At 66.3% G+C, this 21,949-nt stretch carries 24 protein-coding genes; 18 read left to right on the plus strand and 6 right to left on the minus strand.

Annotation, left to right across the window (positions count from 1 at the left end; translation table 11 throughout):
- Positions 1-3 precede the first annotated feature (3 nt).
- Positions 4-1,125 (plus strand): inorganic phosphate transporter, encoded by a 1,122-nt coding sequence (locus LC407_RS03975; protein WP_025878891.1) that lies wholly within the window; start codon positions 4-6, stop codon positions 1,123-1,125.
- 475 nt (positions 1,126-1,600) lie between these two features.
- Here the strand turns inward: LC407_RS03975 and LC407_RS03980 are convergent, their stop codons facing one another.
- From LC407_RS03980 to parE, 3 genes are all read right to left on the minus strand, one after another.
- Positions 1,601-3,097, minus strand: a complete 1,497-nt coding sequence (locus LC407_RS03980) for a S10 family peptidase (protein WP_223482234.1) — start codon at positions 3,095-3,097, stop codon at positions 1,601-1,603.
- A gap of 98 nt (positions 3,098-3,195) precedes the next feature.
- Positions 3,196-3,774 carry a GNAT family protein gene (locus tag LC407_RS03985; RefSeq protein ID WP_059063745.1) on the minus strand — a complete coding sequence of 193 codons (579 nt, stop codon included), beginning with the start codon at positions 3,772-3,774 and terminating at the stop codon, positions 3,196-3,198.
- A 202-nt stretch (positions 3,775-3,976) separates the two neighbouring features.
- Positions 3,977-5,866 (minus strand): DNA topoisomerase IV subunit B, encoded by a 1,890-nt coding sequence (gene parE / locus LC407_RS03990; protein WP_025878894.1) that lies wholly within the window; start codon positions 5,864-5,866, stop codon positions 3,977-3,979.
- Between the two features lie 160 nt (positions 5,867-6,026).
- Between parE and LC407_RS03995 the strand changes: the two genes are divergently transcribed.
- The 10 genes from LC407_RS03995 to truD all read left to right on the plus strand — a co-directional run bounded on the left by LC407_RS03995 (position 6,027) and on the right by truD (position 13,921).
- Positions 6,027-6,260, plus strand: coding sequence for a hypothetical protein (locus tag LC407_RS03995; protein WP_025878895.1), 234 nt, complete (start codon positions 6,027-6,029; stop codon positions 6,258-6,260).
- A 401-nt stretch (positions 6,261-6,661) separates the two neighbouring features.
- Positions 6,662-8,326 carry a CTP synthase gene (locus LC407_RS04000; RefSeq protein ID WP_025878896.1) on the plus strand — a complete coding sequence of 555 codons (1,665 nt, stop codon included), beginning with the start codon at positions 6,662-6,664 and terminating at the stop codon, positions 8,324-8,326.
- Between the two features lie 88 nt (positions 8,327-8,414).
- Positions 8,415-9,245, plus strand: coding sequence for a 3-deoxy-8-phosphooctulonate synthase (gene kdsA, locus LC407_RS04005; RefSeq protein WP_012510652.1), 831 nt, complete (start codon positions 8,415-8,417; stop codon positions 9,243-9,245).
- Positions 9,242-9,589, plus strand: a complete 348-nt coding sequence (locus LC407_RS04010; RefSeq protein ID WP_223482235.1) for a hypothetical protein — start codon at positions 9,242-9,244, stop codon at positions 9,587-9,589. Before kdsA ends, LC407_RS04010 begins: the two co-directional genes overlap by 4 nt.
- Positions 9,589-9,921 carry a hypothetical protein gene (locus LC407_RS04015; protein WP_025878898.1) on the plus strand — a complete coding sequence of 111 codons (333 nt, stop codon included), beginning with the start codon at positions 9,589-9,591 and terminating at the stop codon, positions 9,919-9,921. The genes LC407_RS04010 and LC407_RS04015 overlap by 1 nt, the downstream gene beginning before the upstream one ends.
- Positions 9,922-10,018: 97 nt before the next feature.
- The gene (eno, locus tag LC407_RS04020; protein ID WP_080149197.1) at positions 10,019-11,311 is read left to right on the plus strand and encodes a phosphopyruvate hydratase; all 1,293 of its coding nucleotides are present in this window, start codon (positions 10,019-10,021) and stop codon (positions 11,309-11,311) included.
- Between the two features lie 4 nt (positions 11,312-11,315).
- The gene (gene ftsB / locus LC407_RS04025; protein ID WP_025878900.1) at positions 11,316-11,666 is read left to right on the plus strand and encodes a cell division protein FtsB; all 351 of its coding nucleotides are present in this window, start codon (positions 11,316-11,318) and stop codon (positions 11,664-11,666) included.
- The gene (gene ispD / locus LC407_RS04030; protein ID WP_025878901.1) at positions 11,663-12,361 is read left to right on the plus strand and encodes a 2-C-methyl-D-erythritol 4-phosphate cytidylyltransferase; all 699 of its coding nucleotides are present in this window, start codon (positions 11,663-11,665) and stop codon (positions 12,359-12,361) included. Before ftsB ends, ispD begins: the two co-directional genes overlap by 4 nt.
- Positions 12,362-12,395: 34 nt before the next feature.
- Positions 12,396-12,893, plus strand: a complete 498-nt coding sequence (gene ispF / locus LC407_RS04035) for a 2-C-methyl-D-erythritol 2,4-cyclodiphosphate synthase (protein ID WP_223482236.1) — start codon at positions 12,396-12,398, stop codon at positions 12,891-12,893.
- Positions 12,890-13,921, plus strand: coding sequence for a tRNA pseudouridine(13) synthase TruD (truD, locus tag LC407_RS04040; RefSeq protein WP_032976508.1), 1,032 nt, complete (start codon positions 12,890-12,892; stop codon positions 13,919-13,921). The genes ispF and truD overlap by 4 nt, the downstream gene beginning before the upstream one ends.
- A 269-nt stretch (positions 13,922-14,190) precedes the next feature.
- Here the strand turns inward: truD and LC407_RS04045 are convergent, their stop codons facing one another.
- A complete protein-coding gene (locus LC407_RS04045; RefSeq protein WP_032976509.1) occupies positions 14,191-14,730 on the minus strand; it encodes a Smr/MutS family protein in 540 nt (179 codons plus the stop codon).
- A 209-nt stretch (positions 14,731-14,939) separates the two neighbouring features.
- On the opposite strand from LC407_RS04045, the gene surE reads away from it, so the two are divergent.
- From surE to LC407_RS04065, 4 genes are read left to right on the plus strand one after another with little or no spacing between them, the layout of a single operon-like run.
- Positions 14,940-15,719, plus strand: coding sequence for a 5'/3'-nucleotidase SurE (surE, locus tag LC407_RS04050; RefSeq protein ID WP_033830802.1), 780 nt, complete (start codon positions 14,940-14,942; stop codon positions 15,717-15,719).
- A complete protein-coding gene (locus tag LC407_RS04055) occupies positions 15,716-16,393 on the plus strand; it encodes a protein-L-isoaspartate(D-aspartate) O-methyltransferase (RefSeq protein WP_025878906.1) in 678 nt (225 codons plus the stop codon). The genes surE and LC407_RS04055 overlap by 4 nt, the downstream gene beginning before the upstream one ends.
- Before the next feature lie 19 nt (positions 16,394-16,412).
- Positions 16,413-17,027, plus strand: a complete 615-nt coding sequence (locus LC407_RS04060) for a DedA family protein (RefSeq protein WP_025878907.1) — start codon at positions 16,413-16,415, stop codon at positions 17,025-17,027.
- Positions 17,024-17,809, plus strand: coding sequence for a peptidoglycan DD-metalloendopeptidase family protein (locus LC407_RS04065; protein WP_032976511.1), 786 nt, complete (start codon positions 17,024-17,026; stop codon positions 17,807-17,809). The genes LC407_RS04060 and LC407_RS04065 overlap by 4 nt, the downstream gene beginning before the upstream one ends.
- Positions 17,810-18,098: 289 nt before the next feature.
- On the opposite strand, the gene LC407_RS04070 is transcribed toward LC407_RS04065, so the two are convergent.
- Together LC407_RS04070 and yhbY are read right to left on the minus strand one after the other, a co-directional pair.
- On the minus strand, positions 18,099-18,473 hold the full coding sequence (locus LC407_RS04070) for an Mth938-like domain-containing protein (RefSeq protein ID WP_032976512.1): 375 nt from the start codon (positions 18,471-18,473) through the stop codon (positions 18,099-18,101).
- 12 nt (positions 18,474-18,485) lie between these two features.
- A complete protein-coding gene (yhbY, locus tag LC407_RS04075; RefSeq protein ID WP_025878910.1) occupies positions 18,486-18,791 on the minus strand; it encodes a ribosome assembly RNA-binding protein YhbY in 306 nt (101 codons plus the stop codon).
- A 64-nt stretch (positions 18,792-18,855) separates the two neighbouring features.
- Between yhbY and rlmE the strand changes: the two genes are divergently transcribed.
- The 3 genes from rlmE to LC407_RS04090 all read left to right on the plus strand — a co-directional run bounded on the left by rlmE (position 18,856) and on the right by LC407_RS04090 (position 21,779).
- A complete protein-coding gene (gene rlmE, locus LC407_RS04080; protein ID WP_025878911.1) occupies positions 18,856-19,488 on the plus strand; it encodes a 23S rRNA (uridine(2552)-2'-O)-methyltransferase RlmE in 633 nt (210 codons plus the stop codon).
- Positions 19,489-19,554: 66 nt separating this feature from the next.
- Positions 19,555-21,492: an ATP-dependent zinc metalloprotease FtsH gene (ftsH, locus tag LC407_RS04085; protein ID WP_025878912.1), complete on the plus strand. Its 1,938-nt coding sequence runs from the start codon at positions 19,555-19,557 to the stop codon at positions 21,490-21,492.
- A gap of 98 nt (positions 21,493-21,590) precedes the next feature.
- Positions 21,591-21,779, plus strand: a complete 189-nt coding sequence (locus tag LC407_RS04090) for a hypothetical protein (RefSeq protein ID WP_025878913.1) — start codon at positions 21,591-21,593, stop codon at positions 21,777-21,779.
- Positions 21,780-21,949: the final 170 nt, after the last annotated feature.

Raw genomic sequence — 21,949 nt, forward strand, 5'->3', positions numbered from 1 at the left:
CCGATGCTCACCCTAGTCCTGGTGGTGATCCTGGCCGCACTCGTCTTCGAGTTCATCAACGGCTTCCACGATACCGCCAACTCCATCGCTACCGTGGTGGCAACCAAAGTACTGTCGCCCGGTTGGGCGGTGATGCTTGCCGCCTTCATGAACCTCATCGGTGCCCTGACCGGCACCGCGGTCGCACTGACCATCGCGTCGGGCCTGCTCAACACCAACGTGGTCGACGTGACCCCGCAGGTGATCCTGTGCGCGCTGCTCGGCGGCATCATCTGGAACCTGATCACCTGGTGGAAGGGCCTGCCGTCCTCGTCCTCGCACGCGTTGATCGGTGGCCTGTGCGGCGCCGGCCTGGCTGCGGCCCACAACAACTGGGACGCGCTGATCTGGTCCGAACGGCTTGGCAGCTGGGCGCAGAACAAGGGCCTGCTGTGGAAGGTGTTCGTGCCGATGATCACCTCGCCGATCGCAGGCTTCCTGCTCGGCATCGCAGTGATGGTGCTGTTGTGGGCGCTGATCGCAGGCCTGGCCAAGATCGGCGGCGCGATCGGCCGGCTGGCACGTCCGCGCATCGTCAATGCGTTCTTCGGCAAGGCACAGATCGCTTCGGCGGCCTACATGGGCTTTGCCCACGGCCACAACGATGCGCAGAAGACCATGGGCATCATCGCGATGACCCTGATCGGTGCCGAGGCGACCGGCGCGTTGAACGACCTGCCGTCGTGGCTGGCCTTCATGCATCCGGACGCGCACGCTGGCGACGGCATTGCCATGTGGATCGTGCTGACCTGTGCGGTGGTGATGGCCGCCGGTACCGCCTCGGGCGGCTGGAAGATCATCAAGACCCTGGGCCACAAGATGGTCAAGCTGCACCCGATCCACGGCTTCGCCGCGGAAACCAGCTCGGCCACCGTGCTGACCCTGGCGGCGCACTTCGGCATGCCGGTATCGACCACCCACAGCATCTCCACCGCGATCATGGGCGTAGGCTTCGCCAAGAACCCGCGTTCGCTGCGCCTGGGCGTGATCGAACGCATCGTCTGGGCCTGGATCCTGACCATCCCGGCGGCAGGCGGCTGCGCCTACCTGATCCTGAAGCTGTTCGAGCTGCTCGGCTGGACCTGATGCCAGGAGCCTTGGGATCAGAGCCCTTTCCCTGCAGGAAAAGGATCTGACCCCGGAAAACAAAAAGCCCGCCGGATTCCGGCGGGCTTTTTCATTTCATGAAGCATCCGTTATCCACGCATGGCGTGGATCTACCGTGTCGACCAAGGTCGACACCTACCAACAGCAGCAGGAAGTCGACACCCACCAACAGCAGCCGGAACCTGTCGAAGGCGGAGTGGGTCCGGTTGCGGGGGTGTCCGCGGCATGGATGCCGCGGACAAGCCCCCAAGGGTGAGGGCGCTTTGCTTGCGAGGCACTGCTTCGCAAGCGCCCGAACGCACAGCCGCCAGCGGCTGGGCCGGTCTGGGGGTTTACGGCGTCCCCCGCAACCGGGCCCACCCCGCCAACCCACGGAAAGCCCGCTTTTGACGTTGCCGTTGCCGTTGCCGTTGCTGTCCGCGGGTGCCGGGCCGCAGGCCCGGCCGACAACCCCTCAATTGCGCTGGAACAACGCCTGCACATCCCTGCGGAACGCCGCCTGGCTGTCAGCCCGGCTGTAGAACATGTGCCCGCCCGGATAGCTGCGCACCTGCACGCGGTCCGGGTTGCTGCCCATCGTCGGCATCTGGTCCACCGTCAGGATCGAGCCCATGAACGGGCAGGACAGGTCATTCCAGCCATGCACGATCAGCACCTGCAGGTGCGGATCGATCGCCACGGCCTGGCGCAGCTGGGTCACCGCACCTTCGCGCAGGTCACCATTGCGATCCCACAGACGGTTCACGTCGTAGTTCAGTGCCTGGTAGCGCGCATCCACCTTCCAGCCGACCTCGCGGGTAACGAAGTCGACCATCGCGGTGGTGGTCGGGGCGATGATGCTGTCCAGCAGCGGATCGTTGGCGCGCTGCTCCGGATCGTTCGGGAACGGATCGAACGCGGTGACGTTGGAATCGTAGCGGCTGCCCAGCGTGCCCTTGTCGCGGAACACCTCACGCAGGTAGGCCTGGGTTTCCAGGCGACCGCCGGCGCGGCGCACGAACTGCGGGTCCAGGCCGGTCAACTCGGCCACCCGGCGCAGCATCGCCTCGGTCGCCTGCGGATCGCTGCGGCCCTTCATCAGCGCGGTGGCGTAGTCGCCGCGGGTGTACTCGACCACCTCGCGCATCGCCGCTTCGGTCAGCTTGCCCTGGCGTTCCAGGTGCGCGGCAGCGATCGACGGCAGGGTCTGCATCCACGCCATCGGCGAGACATCGGCGTTGTCTTCCAGGGTCGGGCTCAGGTAAGGCGACACCAGCACCAGGCCGTTCATCGCCACGCCCAGGCGCGTCTGCAGGAAGTGGGTGATGCGCGGGCCGCGATAGCCGCCATAGCTCTCGCCGGTCAGGTACTTGCGCGAGGCCATGCGCTGGTTGCGCAGCAGCCAGTCGTAGATCGTGCGCGAGAGGTACTCGACATCGGCACTGGGCGTATACAGCTGTTTCTTCGCTTCCTCATCGCCGATGCGGGCGCGGCTGAAGCCGGTACCGACCGGATCGATGAACACCAGGTCGGTGAAGTCCAGCCAGGTGCCGGGATTGTCGTGCAGCTTCGCCGGCGCCGATGCGCTGTCGCCTTCCGAACCGAAGGTCACCACCTTCGGGCCGATGGCGCCCAGGTTGAGGTACACAGAAGATGCGCCGGGGCCGCCATTGAGCGCGAAGGTCACGGGCCGGTCCTTGCCCGGCATCGTGTAGGCGGTGAACACCACATCGGCGATCACCTTGCCCTTCGCATCGCGTACCGGCAGGGTGCCAACGGTGGCGGTGTAGTCGAGAGTGCGGCCCGCCAAGCGCATGCTCTGGCGAGCCGACGCATCGGCCGGCAGGGGAGTGGCTTCGGTCTTTTCTTCTTTCGTTTCGGAGGCGCCGTCAGCAGCAGGCGCGGCCAGCACGCAGGCAGGGGCGATCAGCAGGCCGACGCAGAGCGCGGCAGAGTGCAGCAGGGACTTCATGGCACCGGAACGGCAGCGGAAGGGACCCCGATGCTAGGGCGGGGTGCCGCGCACCGTATGTGTCCAAAGGCATGGGCCAGCGTTGTGGCCTGATCCGGTCAAGCGACGGTGGCTGAGCGCACCGCGTCGTCGGCCAGCAGTCCGTACACGGCCGAGTCGGCCAGTTCACCCTGGATACGCCAACGCTGCCGCAGCAGGCCTTCGCGGTGGAAGCCCAGGCGTTCGAGCACGTGTGCCGAGGCGTGGTTGCGTGGATCGATCTCCGCTTCCACCCGGTGCAGTTGCAGGGTGTTGAACAGATAGGCCAGCACCTGCTGCAGCGCTTCATGCATGTAGCCGTGGCCCTGCCTGCCAGGTGCCAGCAGATAGCCGATTTCCGCGCGCGCCGCGTCCCGATCCAGGGCAAACACCACGCAGATGCCCAGCAGCGGGCCGTCCACCGATTCGCGCAGGGCCAGCTTCAACTGCGTGCCGGTGGCCTGTGCAGCCAGGTCGTCGTCGATCTGCGCGCGTGCTTCGGCCGGACGCGTCCACGCCGGGTGGTTCCACCAGTGCATCACGTCCGGGTCGGACTGCAGGGCGAACAGGGCCGCGGCGTCATCGCGGCGAATGGGGCTCAGCACCAGGCGCGCGCTGTGCAGCGGCAGCCCGGGGAACAGCAGTGAGTTGGCGGGCAATGGGGTCGTCCACGCGGATGAACGCGCATTATGGACCCGCAGGGTTTGCCGATGGCGGCCGATCCAACGGCCCGGTAATGCCGGCCGCTGGCCGGCAGCACGAAGAGGTCCGGTAGTGCCGGCCGCTGGCCGGCAACCCAGGTATCCCGCTGGTTCACGAAAAGCAGCCGGCCAGCGGCCGGCACTACCACGGGTCCGGGAATCAGACTTCCAGCGAAGCCAGATCGCCCTTGCTCTCCAGCCAGCCCTTGCGGTCCGACGCGCGCTTCTTGGCCAGCAGCATGTCCATCAGTGAATGGGTCTGCTCGCCATCGTCAATGGTCAACTGCACCAGGCGACGGGTGTCCGGATGGATGGTGGATTCACGCAGCTGCGGCGGATTCATCTCGCCCAAGCCCTTGAAGCGGGTCACGTTGATCGCGCCCTTGATCTTCTCGCGTTCGATCTTGTCCAGCATCGAGCGCTTTTCTTCCTCATCCAGGGCGTAGAACACCTGCTTGCCCACGTCGATGCGGAACAGCGGCGGCATCGCCACGAACACGTGGCCGGCATCGACCAGCGCCGGGAAGTGCTTCAGGAACAGTGCGGTCAGCAGCGTTGCGATATGCAGGCCGTCGGAGTCGGCGTCGGCCAGGATGATCACCTTGCCGTAGCGCAGGCCGCTGATGTCTTCCTTGCCCGGGTCACAGCCGATGGCCACTGCCAGGTTGTGCACTTCCTCCGAGGCCAGCACGCTGTTGGAGGACACTTCCCAGGTGTTGAGGATCTTGCCGCGCAGCGGCAGGATCGCCTGGAAATCCTTGTCGCGGGCCTGTTTGGCGCTGCCGCCTGCCGAGTCGCCCTCGACCAGGAACAGTTCGGTGCGCGACAGGTCCTGGCTGATGCAGTCGGCCAGCTTGCCGGGCAGGGCAGGGCCCTGGGTGACCTTCTTGCGGACGACCAGCTTCTCGGTCTTCAGGCGCGCACTGGCGCGCTCGATGGCGATCTGCGCGATCTTCTCGCCCAGCTCCACGTTCTGGTTCAGCAGCAGGCTGAACGCATCGTGCGCGGCGCCTTCGACAAAACCGGCGGCTTGGCGCGAGGACAGGCGTTCCTTGGTCTGGCCGCTGAACTGCGGGTCGGTCATCTTCAGTGACAGCACGAACGACACGCGGTCCCACACGTCTTCCGGGGCCAGCTTGACGCCGCGCGGCAGCAGGTTGCGGAAGTCGCAGAACTCGCGCAGCGCTTCGGTCAGGCCGGTGCGCAGGCCGTTGGCGTGGGTGCCATGCTGTGCGGTGGGAATCAGGTTGACGTAGCTTTCCTGCACCAGCTCGCCTTCCGGCAGCCAGGCCACGGCCCAGTCCACGATCTCGGTGTCTTTCTTCAGGTTGCCCACGAACAGATCAGCCGGCAGCGACTCGCGATCGCCCAGCTCCAGCTTCAGGTAATCGCGCAGGCCGTCTTCGTAGTACCAGGTGTCGACCTCGCCGGTGGCTTCGTCGGTCAGCTTGACGGTCAGGCCCGGGCACAGCACGGCCTTGGCGCGCAGCAGGTGCTTGAGCGCACGCACGGCGAACTTGGGCGTATCGAAGTACTTCGGGTCCGGCCAGAAGCGCAGGCGGGTACCGGTGTTCTTCTTGCCGACGGTGCCGACCACTTCCAGCGGCGAGGCGCGGTCGCCGTTGCGGAAGGTGATGCGGTGTTCGGCACCGTCGCGCTTGATGTGGATTTCCACCAGGGTCGACAGCGCGTTGACGACGCTGACGCCGACGCCATGCAGGCCGCCGGAGAAGGTGTAGTTGTTGTTGTTGAACTTGCCGCCGGCATGCAGGCGGGTCAGGATCAGCTCGACGCCCGGGATCTTCTCTTCCGGATGGATGTCCACCGGCATGCCGCGGCCGTCATCGCTGACCTCCACGCTGCCGTCCTTGAACAGGGTGATCTCGATCGAGCGGGCATGGCCGGCGAGGGCCTCGTCCACCGAGTTGTCGATCACTTCCTGCGCCAGGTGGTTCGGGCGCGCGGTGTCGGTATACATGCCGGGGCGGCGCTTGACCGGGTCAAGGCCGGACAGGACTTCAATATCGGCGGCGTTATAGCGGGCGTTCATCTGTCTTCGAAAGCGTGGAGCGACGGGCAAGTGTGCGGTCTGGACCGGGAATTTGCACGCCTGCGGTTCAGCCTCGTTGGCGGGGAGGGGGTAAAATGGCAACCGCTGGAACCGAACACCGGCGCCCCCCACATCCGAGCCATACCGCGAGGAGGAGTCCATGAAGAAGTTGCTGACCATTGCGATCCTGGCTGCCGCCGCTGTTGCAGTGCCGATGGTGCTGGCGCAGAACGCCGGCCAGCCTGCTCCGCAGCAGGGTGACCAGGCCGACAAGGCGCAGTCCGAAGCCGAGGCCAAGGCCAAGCGCCGCGCGCAGGCCAATGCCGAGATGAAGGCCAAGGGCCAGCCGGTGCCGCAGCAGGAAGAAGAGGAAGAGGCACGCAAGAAGAAGTAATTCTTCTGCCCCTCCGAGGCCCTTGCCACAAGGGTTTCCCCCTCGAACGCCCCGCCCAGCGGGGCGTTTCTTTTTGCCGATGGCGCCATCTGCCCCTTGGGTTGGCGGCCATCTATCTGTAAACTATGGCTTTCCGGGAGTAAGTGCGTGTCCACCATTTGCGAATGGGCTGGCACGGCCAAGCGTGGCCTCCAGCAAAGCGGGTCGCAGGTGACGGTCGAAGTGACCGGCACGGCCGCCCCGACCTCGCAGGGTGGTTCCCCGCTGGCGCATTGCGCTGGCCGGGCCCGCACCTCCCTCGCTGCTCCAGCGAACCGGAAAACCCCCTTTCTGCTCCACGCCCGCCCCCCGGGCAGGCGTGGCGCTGCCGTTTTCCATTTCCAGACAGGATGCTTGCAGCCATGACTCCCTTGATTTTCGTAACCGGCGGCGTGGTGTCCTCGCTCGGCAAAGGTATTGCCGCCGCGTCACTGGCCGCCATTCTCGAAGCGCGTGGCCTGAAGGTCACGATGATGAAGCTCGATCCGTACATCAACGTCGACCCGGGCACCATGAGCCCGTTCCAGCACGGTGAGGTGTATGTCACCGACGACGGCGCCGAAACCGATCTCGACCTGGGACACTACGAGCGCTTCGTGCGCACCCGCCTGAGCCGCAAGAACTCGGTCACCACCGGTCGCATCTATGAGGAAGTGATCCGCAAGGAGCGCCGTGGCGACTACCTGGGCGCGACCGTGCAGGTCATTCCGCACATCACCGACGAGATCCGTCGCTGCATGGACGAAGCCACCGAGGGCTTCGACGTGGCCCTGGTGGAGATCGGCGGCACCGTCGGCGACATCGAGTCGCTGCCGTTCCTGGAGGCGATCCGCCAGGTACGCACCGAGCGCGGCCCGGAAAAGGCGCTGTTCATGCACCTCACCCTGGTGCCGTACATCGCCGCCGCGGGTGAACTGAAGACCAAGCCGACCCAGCACTCGGTGAAGGAACTGCGCTCGATCGGCATCCAGCCGGACGTGCTGCTGTGCCGTTCGGAACAGCCGGTACCGGATTCGGAGCGTCGCAAGATCGCCCAGTTCACCAACGTCTCCGAGCGCGCGGTGATCAGCGTGCCCGACGTCGATGTGCTGTACCGCATTCCGATGGGCCTGCACGCACAGGGCCTGGACGAGATCGTCATCAACCAGCTGAAGCTGGCCGACAAGGCCGGCCCGGCCGACCTGTCGATGTGGGAAGACGCCGTCGATGCCACCCTGCATCCGCTGGATGCGGTGACCATCGCGGTGGTCGGCAAGTACATCGACCACCAGGACGCCTACAAGTCGGTCGGCGAAGCGCTCAAGCACGGTGGCCTGCGCCAGCGCACCAAGGTCACCCTGAAGTGGCTGGAAGCGCAGGACCTGGAAGGCAGCGACATGTCCGCGCTGGCCGATGTCGACGGCATCCTGGTGCCGGGTGGTTTCGGCGACCGTGGCTTCGAAGGCAAGGTGCTCACCTCGCAGTACGCCCGTGAGCACAAGGTGCCGTACTTCGGCATCTGCTACGGCATGCAGGCTGCGGTGGTCGACTACGCGCGCCACGTGGTGGGCCTGGAAGACGCCAACAGCACCGAGAACGATCGCCAGTCGCCGAACCCGGTGATCGGCCTGATCACCGAATGGCGCACGGCCACCGGCGACGTGGAAAAGCGTGACGACAAGAGTGACCTGGGCGGCACCATGCGCCTGGGCCTGCAGGAGCAGCGCCTGAAGCCGGGTACGCTGGCCCGCGAACTGTACGGCAAGGACGTGGTCGCCGAGCGCCACCGCCACCGTTACGAGTTCAACAACCGCTACCGCACCCAGCTGGAAGACGCCGGCCTGGTGATCGCCGGCAAGTCGATGGACGACACCCTGGTGGAAGTGGTTGAACTGCCGCGCGACCAGCACCCGTGGTTCCTGGCCTGCCAGGCGCACCCGGAATTCCTGTCCACCCCGCGTGATGGCCACCCGCTGTTCATCGGCTTCATCCGTGCCGCGCGTGAGCGCAAGGCCGGTGGCAAGCTGCTGCAGGAAGTGCGCGCCTGACTTGTCATGGGGGCCGCTGGCCCCCATCTTGCTCGCTTCAACCCCAGCGCACCGGCACTGCCGGTGTAGCGGACAACAAGGAAACGCCATGAAACTGTGTGGATTCGAGGTCGGGCTGGACCAGCCCCTGTTCCTGATCGCCGGCCCCTGCGTGATCGAGTCGATGCAGCTGCAGCTGGATACCGCCGGCAAGCTGAAGGAAGTGACCGACAGGCTCGGTGTGAACTTCATCTTCAAGTCCAGCTTCGACAAGGCCAACCGCACCTCCGGCACGGCCTTCCGTGGCCCGGGCATGGAAGAGGGCCTGAAGGTGCTGGCCGAGGTCAAGAAGCAGATCGGCGTGCCGGTGCTGACCGACGTGCACGAATACACCCCGATGGATGAAGTGGCCTCGGTGGTGGACGTGCTGCAGACCCCGGCGTTCCTGGTCCGTCAGACCGACTTCATCCGCAAGGTGTGCTCGGCCGGCAAGCCGGTCAACATCAAGAAGGGCCAGTTCCTGGCGCCGTGGGACATGAAGCCCGTCGTCGAGAAGGCCAAGGCCACCGGCAACGAGCAGATCATGGTCTGCGAGCGTGGCGCCAGCTTCGGCTACAACAACCTGGTCAGCGACATGCGTTCGCTGGCGGTGATGCGCGATACCGGCTGCCCGGTGGTGTTCGACGCCACCCATTCGGTGCAGTTGCCGGGCGGGCAGGGCACCAGTTCCGGCGGCCAGCGCGAGCATGTGCCGGTGCTGGCGCGTGCCGCGGTTGCCGTGGGCATCTCCGGCCTGTTCGCCGAAACCCATCCGGACCCGTCCAAGGCGCTGTCCGACGGCCCCAACGCGTGGCCGCTGGACCAGATGGAAGCCCTGCTCGAGACCCTGATGGAGCTCGACGCGGTGACCAAGAAGCACGGCTTCTCGCGCTTCGCGTGAGCCAGCACCCGCAGGCGGCGCTGGAGATCCAGCGTCGTCGCCGGCGCTGGCGGCAGTGGCCGTGGGGCCCGATCGCACTCGGCCTGGCATTGCTGGCGGTGTCCGGTGTATTCGCCATCGGCATGCTGTTCGGTGCCGGCATGCGCCCGTCGAGTGCCGGCGGTCCGGTAGTGAACCTGATGCCCTTCGTCATCGCCCTGGCGGTGGCCGAAGTGCTGACCATTTCCGCAGGGTTCTTCGCCGCGGTGCTCGGCTGGCGCCTGAACCGGGGCAGGGTTACCGCTGCACTGGCGATGGTCCTGCTGTCGCTGTGGGCGGGCATCCTGCTGCACGATCTTCTTTGATGAATACGATCCCTGAACCCTCGCGCAGCTGGCCGTGGGGCCTGGTCGCCCTGTTGCTGTCGGTGCTCGCCTGGGGCGGCTTGCTCGTGGGCGTGCTGGCCTTCGCCGCCAGCTTCCGTCCGCCGGGGGATGGCAGCAACGGCGTGCAGGCCATGCAGTACTGGATGCTGGGCGCGCTGGTCACGCTGGTGCTGTCCTTCGTGGGCAGCCTGGTGGCGATGGTGATGGCCTGGCGGCGTCGGCGCGGGCCGGTGTGCGCGACCATTGCCGGTGCCCTGCTGGTGATGCTGGTGTCGCTGCTGCTGATCGTGATCGGGTCCAGCTGGGGCTGATGCCCATCGCGCCATTTGGCAAGTGAGGGGTAGCCGGGGATAATCACGCGGCATTCGTTTTTGTCGCCCCCTCTCCATACAGGTAACCGGCCCGACCATGAGTACGATCCGCAGCATCCATGCCCGTGAAATCCTCGACAGCCGTGGCAACCCCACGCTGGAAGCCGAAGTCACCCTGGAGGACGGTTCGTTCGGTCGCGCCGCGGTTCCCTCCGGCGCATCGACCGGCACCAAGGAAGCGGTGGAGCTGCGTGACGGCGACAAGACCCGTTACCTCGGCAAGGGCGTGCGCAAGGCCGTCGACAACGTCAACGGCGCCATCGCCAACGCACTGAAGGGCTTCGAGGCTACCGACCAGGCCGGCCTGGACCGTCGCCTGATCGATCTGGATGGCACCGAGAACAAGGGCCGCCTGGGTGCCAACGCACTGCTGGGTGTTTCCATGGCCGCCGCGCACGCCGCCGCTGCCTCCAGCAAGCAGGCACTGTGGCAGTACCTGGCCGCCAAGACCGGCGCGACCCCGTCGCTGCCGGTGCCAATGATGAACATCATCAACGGCGGCGCGCACGCCGACAACAACGTCGATTTCCAGGAGTTCATGGTGCTGCCGGTCGGCTTCACCTCGTTCTCCGAAGCGCTGCGTGCCGGTACCGAAATCTTCCATTCGCTGAAGTCGGTGCTGAAGGGCCACGGCCTGAGCACGGCGGTGGGCGACGAAGGCGGCTTCGCGCCGGACTTCCGCAGCAACGTCGAAGCGCTGGACACCATCCTCGAAGCCATCGGCAAGGCCGGCTACACCGCTGGTGAAGACGTGCTGCTGGGCCTGGACGTGGCCTCCAGCGAATTCTTCGAGAACGGCAAGTACAACCTGGTCGGCGAGAACAAGCGACTGACCTCCGAGCAGTTCGTCGACTTCCTGGCTGACTGGGCCGCGCAGTACCCGATCATCACCATCGAAGACGGCCTGGCCGAGAACGACTGGGCGGGCTGGAAGCTGCTGACCGATCGCATCGGCAAGAAGGTGCAGCTGGTCGGCGACGATCTGTTCGTCACCAATCCGAAGATCTTCCAGGAGGGCATTGATTCGGGCACCGCCAACGCGATCCTGATCAAGGTCAACCAGATCGGTACCCTCAGCGAAACGCTGGAAGCGATCGCCATGGCCGACCGTGCCGGTTACGCCGCCGTGGTCTCGCACCGTTCGGGTGAAACCGAGGACACCACCATCGCCGACATTGCGGTGGCGACCACCGCCACCCAGATCAAGACCGGCTCGCTGTGCCGCAGCGATCGCGTGGCCAAGTACAACCAGCTGCTGCGCATCGAGGAAGCCCTCGGTGCCGGCGCGCGTTACGCTGGTCGTGACGCGTTCGTGTCGCTGAAGCGCTGAGCCGATGCGCGACTGGCGCTGGCTGCTGTTGTTGCTGGCCCTGCTGCTGGCATGGCTGCAGTACCGTTTCTGGTTCGGCCCGGGCAATTCGGGTGAAGTGATGATGCTCGAAGCCCAGGTCGCCAACCAGGAGCGGGACAATGACGGTCTGCAGCAGCGCAACGATGCGCTTGCTGCCGAAGTGAAGGACCTCAAGGAAGGCCAGTCCGCCATCGAAGAACGCGCGCGCAGCGAGCTGGGCATGATCAAGCCCGGCGAGAAGTTCTATCGCGTCGTGGAAGATGCACCGACGCGCCCGGCGCAGCCTGCGCCGGTTGCGGCCCCGGCCGGTGACCATCCGGCGGACGTGCCATGAGCGCGGCGATCTGGGTGGTTGTCCCGGCCGCAGGGCGCGGCACGCGTTTTGGTGCGCCGTTGCCCAAGCAGTACCTGCAGGCGGGCGGGCAGACCCTGCTCGCCCACACCCTGGACGCACTGCTGGCACACCCGGCGGTGGCCGGGGCGATGGTGGTGATCGGTGCGGACGATGCCGACTGGCCGGGCTGGAGCGAATGGGCCGGAAAGCCGGTGCTGACCTGCACCGGTGGCGCCACCCGCGCCGCCTCGGTGCTGGCGGGGCTGCAGGCCCTGCCGGACAGCGTGCGTGCCGATGAATTCGTGCTGGTGCATGACGCGGCGCGTCCGAACCTGTCGCAGGCCGATCTTGGCCGCCTGCTGGAAGTGGGCCGCACCGATCCGGTCGGCGCCATCCTGGCCGCGCCGGTACGCGACACGCTCAAGCGTGCTGGTGATGATGGTGGCATCGACGGCACCGAGCCACGTGAGCGCCTGTGGCGCGCACTGACGCCGCAGCTGTTCCGCCGCCACCAGCTGATCCGCGCACTGTCCGAGGCCGCTACCGCCGGTGTCGATGTGACCGACGATGCCATGGCCATGGAGCGCCAGGGCCAGCGCCCGCTGCTGGTGGAAGGCAGCGAGGACAACTTCAAGGTCACCACGCCGGCCGATCTCGATCGTTTCGAATTCGTACTCTCCCGCCGCGCCGGCTGACCGCCCGCGCGGCCCTGCTGCAAGGGCTGCATCCATGAGCACCTCCCCGTTCCCGCCCGTCCGTATCGGCCAGGGCTACGACGTCCATGCCTTCGGTGAAGGCGACCACATCATGCTCGGTGGCATCGCGGTGCCGCACAGCTGCGGCGTGCTTGCGCACAGCGACGGCGACGTCATCCTGCACGCGCTGTGCGACGCCATGCTCGGTGCGATCGCGCTGGGCGACATCGGCCAGCACTTCCCGCCCACTGACGACCGCTGGAAGGGCGCGGACAGCAGCGAGTTCGTGCGCCATTGCGATGGCCTGCTGCGCGAGTGCGGCTGGCGTGTCGGCAACACCGACATCACCGTGATCTGCGAACGGCCCAAGGTCGGCCCGCATGCGCTGGCCATGCGCGAGCGTATCGGTGAACTGTTGCAGCTGCCGTTGGATGCGGTGAGCGTCAAGGCCACCACGTCCGAGAAGCTGGGCTTCACCGGCCGTGGCGAAGGCATCGCTGCGCAGGCGATCGTGCTGCTGGTGGCCGCATGATCCCGTTGCCGCTCGCGTTCGGTGCGCCGCTGCTGCAGGCGCGCATCCGCACCACGCCGGAAGATTTCCAGGTCGATGAGTTGCCCGCTTTCGAGGCGACCGGTGAAGGCGAGCATCTGCTGCTGCATATCCGCAAGCGTGGCGCCAATACGGTGCATGTGGCCAAGGTACTGGCCAAGTGGGCAGGCCTGCCGGAAATGGCGGTCAGCTATGCCGGCATGAAGGACCGCAACGCGGTCACCACCCAGCGTTTCAGCGTACATCTGCCCAAGCGCGTCGCGCCCGATCTGGCCGAGCTGGCCAGTGACGAGATCGAGGTGATCGACTCCACCTGGCACAACCGCAAGCTGCAGCGCGGTGCGCTGGCGGGCAACCGCTTCAGGCTGGTGCTACGCGATGTGCAGGGTGACGCGGCGGCAATCGACGAGCGCCTGCAGCAGATCGCCGCGCGTGGCCTGCCGAACTGGTTCGGCGAGCAGCGCTTCGGTCGTGATGGCGGCAATGTGCCGGCCGCGTTGGCGATGTTCGGTGGCCGGCGCATGCGCAAGGACCAGCGTTCGCTGCTGTTGTCGGCGGCGCGTTCGGCCTTGTTCAACCGCGTGCTCGCTGCACGCGTGGAGCAGGGCAGCTGGGACCAGCCGCTGCAGGGCGAAGTGTGGATGCTTGATGGCAGCCGCAGCGTGTTCGGCCCCGAGCCCTACAGCGACGTGCTGGCCGAGCGCCTGGCACGTTTCGACATCCACCCCAGTGCTCCGTTGTGGGGCGAGGGTGAGCTGCGCAGCAGCGACGCCGCCCGTGAGCTGGAACTGGCAGCGCTGGATGATGACGAATCAAAGGCGCTGCGCGCCGGCCTGGAAGAGGCGCGGCTGAAGCAGGAGCGGCGCGCGCTGCGGCTGCGTCCAGCGCTGCTGCAGCACCAGTGGCTGGCCGCTGACGTACTGGAGTTGTCCTTTGCGCTGCCGCCAGGCTGCTATGCCACCGCGGTCCTGCACGAGCTCGGGCCAGTCGAGGACGCGTCGCAGGCCTGACGGAAATGGTGGCGGAGGCGAAGAGCATCCACGCATGGCGTGGATCCACTTTCCTCCGCCCGCCACAGTAGATCCACGCCATGCGTGGACGGGCCGTCAGTAGATCCACGCCATGCGTGGACGGGCCGTCAGTAGATCCACGCCATGCGTGGATGGGCCGTCAGTAGATCCACGCCATGCGTGGATGGGCCGTCAGTAGATCCACGCCATGCGTGGACGGGCCGTCAGTAGATCCACGCCATGCGTGGATGAATCCCGCCGGCAGAACGTCAGCGCCGCGCCAGCAGCACCAGCATGGCGCCGGTCCCGCCTTGCCCGGTCGGGGCGGAATGGAACGCCAGCACGTCGTTGCGCAGGCGCAGCAGCCGGTCCACCAGGTTCTTCAGCACCGGCGCACTGCCATCGGACTGCAGGCCCTTGCCGTGGATGATGCGCACGCAGCCGTACTCGTGGGCGTGCGCCTCCAGCAGGAACTGGCGCAGCATCATCTCGGCCTGCGCGGCGGTGGCGCCGTGCAGGTCCAGTTCGTCCTGCACCGAGTACTGTCCGCGCTTCAAGCGCTGGAACAGGCGTGGCGGCAGGTTGTCGCGCCGGTAGCTGGCAACGTCGCCCGCTTCCAGCGGGGCGTTGTCGCGCAGCAGCCGGGCGAACTCACCGGCGGCTTCTGCGTCGTCGCGCTCGGCCATGCGCGCACGCGGCCTGGGCCGCGGCGCAGCAGGCGCGGGCTCCACTTCCTTGCGCAGCGGCGTCACTTCGCCGATGGCGGCGCGGAACAATGCAGCCGGATCTTCGTCTTCAGGGTGCGACATGCGCACAGGTTAAACCGCCTGCGCGGGTCTGCCTATGACCGTTGGATGTCGGCCGTGACCGCAGACAGGGTAGGACCCAGCGCCCGCTTGCGGCACAATAGTCGGCGCACTTGCGGAGCTGCCGCCTCCCTGGAGGAGACGGGCCGGCTTCGCCCACGTTGCAAGGTGACGGGATCGAATTCTTGGAAAATCAAGCGGTTAAATCGAAGATGCGCATCCTGGTCAGCAATGATGACGGTGTCGACGCGGCGGGCATCCGGATGCTTGCATCCGTGCTGCGCGAGGCCGGGCACGAAGTCACGGTGGTCGCACCCGACCGCGATCGCTCCGGCGCCAGCAATTCGCTGACCCTGGATCTGCCGATCCGGCTCAAGCGCATCGACCACTACACCGTGTCGGTGGCCGGCACGCCCACCGACTGCGTGCACCTTGCGCTGACCGGCCTGCTCGAATTCGAGCCTGACATTGTCGTGTCCGGTATCAACAATGCCGCCAACCTCGGCGACGACGTGATCTATTCCGGCACCGTCTCGGCGGCGATGGAAGGTCGTTTCCTCGGTCTGCCTGCGGTGGCGGTGTCGCTGGTGACCCGTAACCACGACCCCAGGCATTTCGAGACGGCGGCGCGTGCCGCAGTGGAGATTGTTGCCCGCCTCAAGGCCGATCCGCTGCCGGCCGACACCATCCTCAACGTCAATGTGCCGGACCTGCCGTGGAGCGAGGTCAAGGGCTTCGAAGTCACCCGCCTGGGCAACCGTCATCGCGCCGAAGGCTGCATCGCGCAGAAAGACCCGCGCGGCAACGAGGTGTACTGGATCGGTCCGGCCGGCCGCGAGCAGGACTCCGGCCCGGGCACCGATTTCCATGCGGTGCGCACCGGCCACATTTCGATCACCCCGATCCAGGTTGACCTGACCCGCTACCAGGCACTGGAAAAGGTCGCCAGCTGGGTCGGCGGCCTCAGCGCCGCGCTGGACCGGCCGGCATGAGCCCACGCCTGCGCCTGCAGCCGGAAGCAGTCGGCATCGGCATGACATCGCAGCGCGTGCGCGATCGCCTGGTCGACCGCCTGCGCGAAGCCGGCATCGTCGACGAGTCGACGCTGAACGCGATCCGGGTGGTGCCGCGCCATCTGTTCATCGATGAGGCTCTGGCCTCGCGCGCATATGAAGACACCGCGCTGCCGATCGGCCACGGCCAGACCATTTCCCAGCCGTGGGTGGTGGCGCGGATGACCGAGGCCGTTCTGCAGGTGGCGCCGAAGAAGGTGCTCGAAGTGGGTACCGGCTCCGGCTATCAGGCCGCCGTGCTTGGTGCGCTGGGGCTGGAGGTCTATACCGTCGAGCGCATCGGTGACCTGCTGCGGCAGGCGCGCAAGCGGTTCCGCGCGCTGGGCATGAACATCCGTACCAAGCACGACGACGGCCGCGTGGGCTGGGCCGAGCATGGCCCGTTCGACGCCATCGTGGTTACCGCCGCCGCACCGGCACTGGTCGATGCGCTGGTCGAGCAGCTGGCTGCAGGTGGCCGCCTGGTCGCCCCGGTCGGTGGCGCCGGCGCACAGTCGCTGGTGCAGCTCGACCGCAAGGATGACGGCAGCATCGAACAACGCGTGCTGGCGCCGGTCACCTTCGTGCCGCTGCTGTCTGGCATGCTCGATTGAATCCACGGAGCAGGGTTGCATGAAGATTTTCGGGCCGCTGTACGAGCGGGCAATGAAGTGGGCTGCGCATGAGCGCGCGCCGACTTATCTGATGGTGCTGAGCTTTTTCGAAGCCATCATCTTCCCGGTGATGCCGGAAGTGATGCTGGCGCCGATGTGCGTGGCCCAGCCCAAGCGCGGCTGGTGGTTCGCCACCCTCAGCCTGGCCGGCTCGATGGTCGGCGCGCTGATCGGCTACGCGCTGGGCCACTATGCATTCGAAGCGGTCAAGCCGGTGTTCGAGGCGCTGGGCATGTTGCCGGCGATCGAGCAGGGCATTGCTACCGTGCAGGCCAAGATGGTGGAGTCGCCCTGGGCGGTGTTCACCTTCCTGGTGCTGGGCGGCTTCATGCCGATTCCGATGAAGGTCTTCACGTGGGCATCGGGTATCGTCGGCGTGCCGATGCCGCAGTACCTGTTGAGCATGTTGATCGGTCGTGGCAAGCGCGTGTTCGTGCTGGCTGCGGTCATCCGTATCGGTGGTGCGCGCGCCGAAGCAGCGCTGCGCCGATGGATTGAACCGCTGGGCTGGATCGCCACCGCGTTGGTGGTGGTGCTGATCGCCTGGCTTGTATGGAGGTCGAAGTTCGCATGAGTGCAGATCGTCTGAGCAAGGGAGTGCGCATCGGCGCGCTGGCGTTGCTGGTATCCACCCTGGCCGCCTGTGGCACCGCCACCGTGGTCCGGCCCAGTGGCGGCGGCAGCAGTGGCGTCAGCACGCCGAAGACGTCGGTGCCCAAGCCGGGGCAGACGGTGGTCGTGCGCAAGGGCGACACCATCTATGCGCTGGCCCGCATCCACGACATCACGCCGGCCGACCTGATCGCCTGGAACAACCTGGACAACCCGTCGACCATTTACCCGGGGCAGGTGATCCGCCTGTATCCGGCCGGTTCCGGTGGCGGTCGTGCGCCGACCACCGTGGTCACCGCGCCGCGTCCGGCTGGCAGCACGTCTGGCGGCAGTACCGCGCCGACGCCGGGTCCGGCCGGTCCGGTCAAGAGCAACATCGCCTGGCGCTGGCCGGCCGATGGCGCAGTCGTGGGCCGCTACGTGGCCGGCGATGCAACCAAGCAGGGCGTGGACATCGCCGGCACCAGCGGCGCTCCGGTGAAGGCCACGGCCAATGGCGTGGTGGTGTATTCCGGCGCCGGCCTGGTCGGCTATGGCGAGCTGATCATCATCAAGCACAGCGACCAGTGGCTGTCGGCCTATGGCCACAACCGCAAGCGCCTGGTCAATGAAGGGCAGAGCGTGAAGGCCGGCGAGCAGATCGCCGAGATGGGCCGTACCGGCGCCAACCGGGACATGCTGCACTTCGAGATCCGCTACAACGGCAAGCCGGTCGACCCGCAGCAATATCTGCCGGCGAAGTAACCGGCCGCTCTTTCTCCGGGCGGATCCCCGGCCCGGCGCAGCGCGCCGGGCGTTCGCCAAGGGCGCGTCCCATGGGCCGCAAGCGCCCTCGGCTCACCCGCTACAACGGCAAGCCGGTCGACCCGCAGCAGTATCTGCCCGCGCTAGCGCGGGCAGATACGGGTAGCGCCGAGCCATGCCCGGCGGCTGTACGCCGCAATGGAGCGCTGCCCAAGCATGGGCTCGGACGCTTGCATATGCGCAACGTGTGTTTCAGGTAGCGCCGGGCCATGCCCGGCGATCTCGGGCCTCAGCCTTCCAGGATGAAGGCGGCCGCCACCTTGCGGCCTTCGCCGGCAAGGATGTTGAAGGTGCGTGCGGCAGCCGGATTGTTCATCACTTCCAGTCCGATGCCTCGCGACAGGCAGGCGGCCATGACAACCGCCGGCGGGAACGCCTGGCGCTCTCCGGTGCCGAGCAGTATCAGCGCCGGCTTCAGTGCCAGGATCGGCTCCAGGTCAGCCACCTGCAGCGCCGCGACATCGGTCACCGGCCACTGTTCGACCAGCTGGTCCGGGGTCAGGAAGAAGCTGTTGCCCAGAACGCGATCATTGACCCGTGCCGAGCGACCGTCAGCGGCGCGCAGGCTGTAGGCGTAGTCGGGCAGTTCGTGGTTCAGCTGCATGGCAGGGTCCGATCAGCCGCGCGGCAGCACGATCTGGCGGTGTTCCTTGCTCGGGCGATACAGCACGGCCACATGGCCGATACGCTGCACCAGCGCACTGTCGGTGGCCTGCACGATCTCGCCGATCATCACGTCGCGGGCGTCACGGTCTTCGGCGGCAACCTTCACCTTGACCAGTTCGTGGCGTTCCAGCACTTCGTTCAGCTCGGTCAGGAAGGCCGGAGTGACGCCCTTGCCGCCGGTCTGCAGCAGGGCCTTCAGGTCGTGGGCTTGGCCGCGCAGGAAACGGGTCTGGGAAGGGGTCAAGGCAGTGGGCATGCAGAAAACACGGTTGAATGGGACGATCAGGGTATCATGGCGACCCCATCAGCCCCTATTTCCAATGGCTACCCGCAGCAAAAGCAGCCAGCGCTGGCTCAAGGAACACTTCTCCGATCCCTTCGTGAAGAAGGCCCAGGCCGAAGGCATGCGCTCCCGTGCGGCCTACAAGCTTGAAGAACTGCTCGAACGTGACCGCCTGCTGAAGCCGCACATGGTGGTGGTCGACCTCGGCGCGGCCCCGGGTGGCTGGTCTCAGCAGGTGCGGAGACAGATCGGCGATACCGGCCGCGTGCTGGCCCTGGACATCCTGGACATGCCGCCGCTGGCCGGCGTGGAGTTCCTTCACGGTGACTTCAGGGAAGAAACCGTCCTATCGCAGTTTGAAGCCATGCTCGGGGATCAGCCGGTAGACCTTGTGCTGTCGGACATGGCCCCCAATAAGAGTGGTGTGGACGCGGTCGACCAGCCGCGGATGATGCACCTGGCGGAGCTGGCCATGGATTTTGCCGACAACCACCTCAAGACTGGTGGGGCGTTCCTGATCAAGCTGTTCCAGGGCGAAGGCTTTGACGACTACGTGCGCGACATGCGCCGCCGGTACGACAAGGTCTCCATCCGCAAGCCGGAAGCCTCGCGCAAGCGCTCTCCCGAGGTGTATGCCTTGGGTCAGGGAAAACGCGCCCACATGAAGTAAGCTCGACCCCGTAAGTTCGACCCCAACGCAACGCCAGCACTAAGAGGAACACCGGAGCCAATGAGGATGAACGACTTGACCAAGAACCTCCTGCTATGGGTGGTCGTCGCCGTCGTGCTGATGGTGGTCTTCCAGAGCTTCTCGCCCAAGACCTCGGGGGCCGGGGCGCAGGGCGCTTCGTACTCGCAGTTCCTGGACCAGGTGGACACCGGCAACGTGCAGAAGGTCGCCTTCGGCGGCGATACGCGCGGCGGTACCAGCCAGATCACCTACACCACCCGTGGTGGACAGTCGTCCACCATCACCGCGCCGTTCGATCGCGACCTGATCAACGTGCTGCGCACCAAGAACGTCGAGATCGTGCAGGAAGAGCCGTCCAGCGGCATCTCCCTCGGCGCGATCCTGATGAATTTCCTGCCGGTCATCCTGATCATCGGCTTCTGGCTGTTCATCATGCGGCAGATGCAGGGCGGTGGCGGCGGTGCCAAGGGCGCAATGTCCTTCGGCAAGTCGCGCGCCAAGCTGCAGGGCGAAGACCAGATCAAGGTCACCTTCGCCGATGTTGCCGGTTGCGACGAGGCCAAGGAAGAGGTCGGCGAACTGGTCGATTTCCTGCGTGACCCGTCCAAGTTCACCAAGCTCGGCGGCAAGATCCCGCGCGGCGTGCTGATGGTCGGCCCTCCGGGTACCGGCAAGACGCTGCTGGCCAAGGCCATCGCCGGCGAAGCCAAGGTGCCGTTCTTCTCGATCTCCGGTTCGGACTTCGTGGAAATGTTCGTCGGCGTCGGCGCCAGCCGAGTGCGCGACATGTTCGAGCAGGCCAAGAAGCACGCGCCGTGCATCATCTTCATCGATGAAATCGACGCCGTCGGTCGCCACCGTGGTGCCGGCCTGGGCGGCGGTCATGACGAGCGCGAGCAGACCCTGAACCAGCTGCTGGTCGAGATGGACGGTTTCGAAGGCGGCGAAGGCGTGATCGTGATCGCCGCCACCAACCGTCCTGACGTGCTGGACCCGGCGCTGCTGCGTCCGGGCCGCTTCGACCGCCAGGTGGTGGTCGGTCTGCCGGACGTGAAGGGCCGCGAGCACATCCTCAAGGTGCACATGCGCAAGCTGCCGCTGGCCGACGACGTCGTGCCGATGGTGATCGCGCGTGGTACCCCGGGCTTCTCCGGTGCCGACCTGGCCAACCTCTGCAACGAGGCCGCCCTGTTCGCGGCTCGTGGCAACGAGAAGGAGGTCCGCATGGACCACTTTGATCGTGCCCGCGACAAGATCCTGATGGGTGCCGAGCGCCGCTCGATGGCCATGAGCGAGGAGGAGAAGACCCTCACCGCCTACCATGAAGCCGGCCATGCCATCGTTGGCCGCCTGGTGCCGGAACATGACCCGGTCTACAAGGTCACGATCATTCCGCGCGGCCGTGCGCTGGGCGTGACCATGTACCTGCCGGAAGGCGACAAGTACTCGATGAACCGCGTGGCGATCCAGTCGCAGCTGTGCTCGCTGTACGGTGGCCGCGTGGCGGAAGAACTGATCTTCGGTACCGACAAGGTCACCACCGGTGCGTCCAATGACATCGAGCGTGCCACCAAGATGGCCCGCAACATGGTCACCAAGTGGGGCCTGTCCGAGCAGCTCGGCCCGATCGCCTATGGCGAAGAGGACGATGAGGTGTTCCTGGGTCGTTCGGTGACCCAGCACAAGAGCGTGTCCAACGACACTGCCCGTCGCATCGACGAGGAAGTGCGCAACATCCTCGACAAGGCGTACGCCCGCACCACCGAGCTGCTGACCGAGAACATCGACAAGCTGCATACGATGTCGCAGCTGCTGCTGCAGTACGAAACCATCGATGCGCCGCAGATCGACGCGATCATGGAAGGTCGTGATCCGCCGCCGCCGATGGGCTGGAACAAGTCCAACAAGGATGGCGGCAATAACGACAAGGGCGGCGATGCCCGTCCGTTGCCGCCGATCGCCGGTCCGGCCGAATCGATCTGACGGCCTGCCGTACGCAATGCAAGACGAGGCCGGGGCAACCCGGCCTTGTTGTTTCCGGGCCCCGGCCCATCCGATCCTGACAGTCCGCTGGAGTCCGCATGTCCGCCCCCAAGCCTGAACCGATTTCCCACACCGCCGAGATGGTGATCGCCACCGTAGTCGGCGTCGCTGTCGGCCTGACCGTGGACAATCTGCTGCTGGGCTGTGGCGTGGGTATCGCGGTGGGTATCCTGCTGAGCATCATCAAGACGCTGTACGTGGACCGGAAGCGTCGCCGGCAGCGGTGAGGTTTGCCGGCAGGGCGGCGCCCTGCACCCGCCGAAGCGGTAGTGCCGGCCGCTGGCCGGCAACCTCAACAGCAAAAGCAACTGCGGCATTCTGTGGGATGGCGGGGTGGGTCCGGTTGCGGGGGGCGCTGCAAGTACGTCCATGTAAGCTCGGTCGCCGCATCCATGCG

This window comes from Stenotrophomonas sp. OVS01A (assembly GCF_019969775.1).
Classification (GTDB): domain Bacteria; phylum Pseudomonadota; class Gammaproteobacteria; order Xanthomonadales; family Xanthomonadaceae; genus Stenotrophomonas; species Stenotrophomonas indicatrix.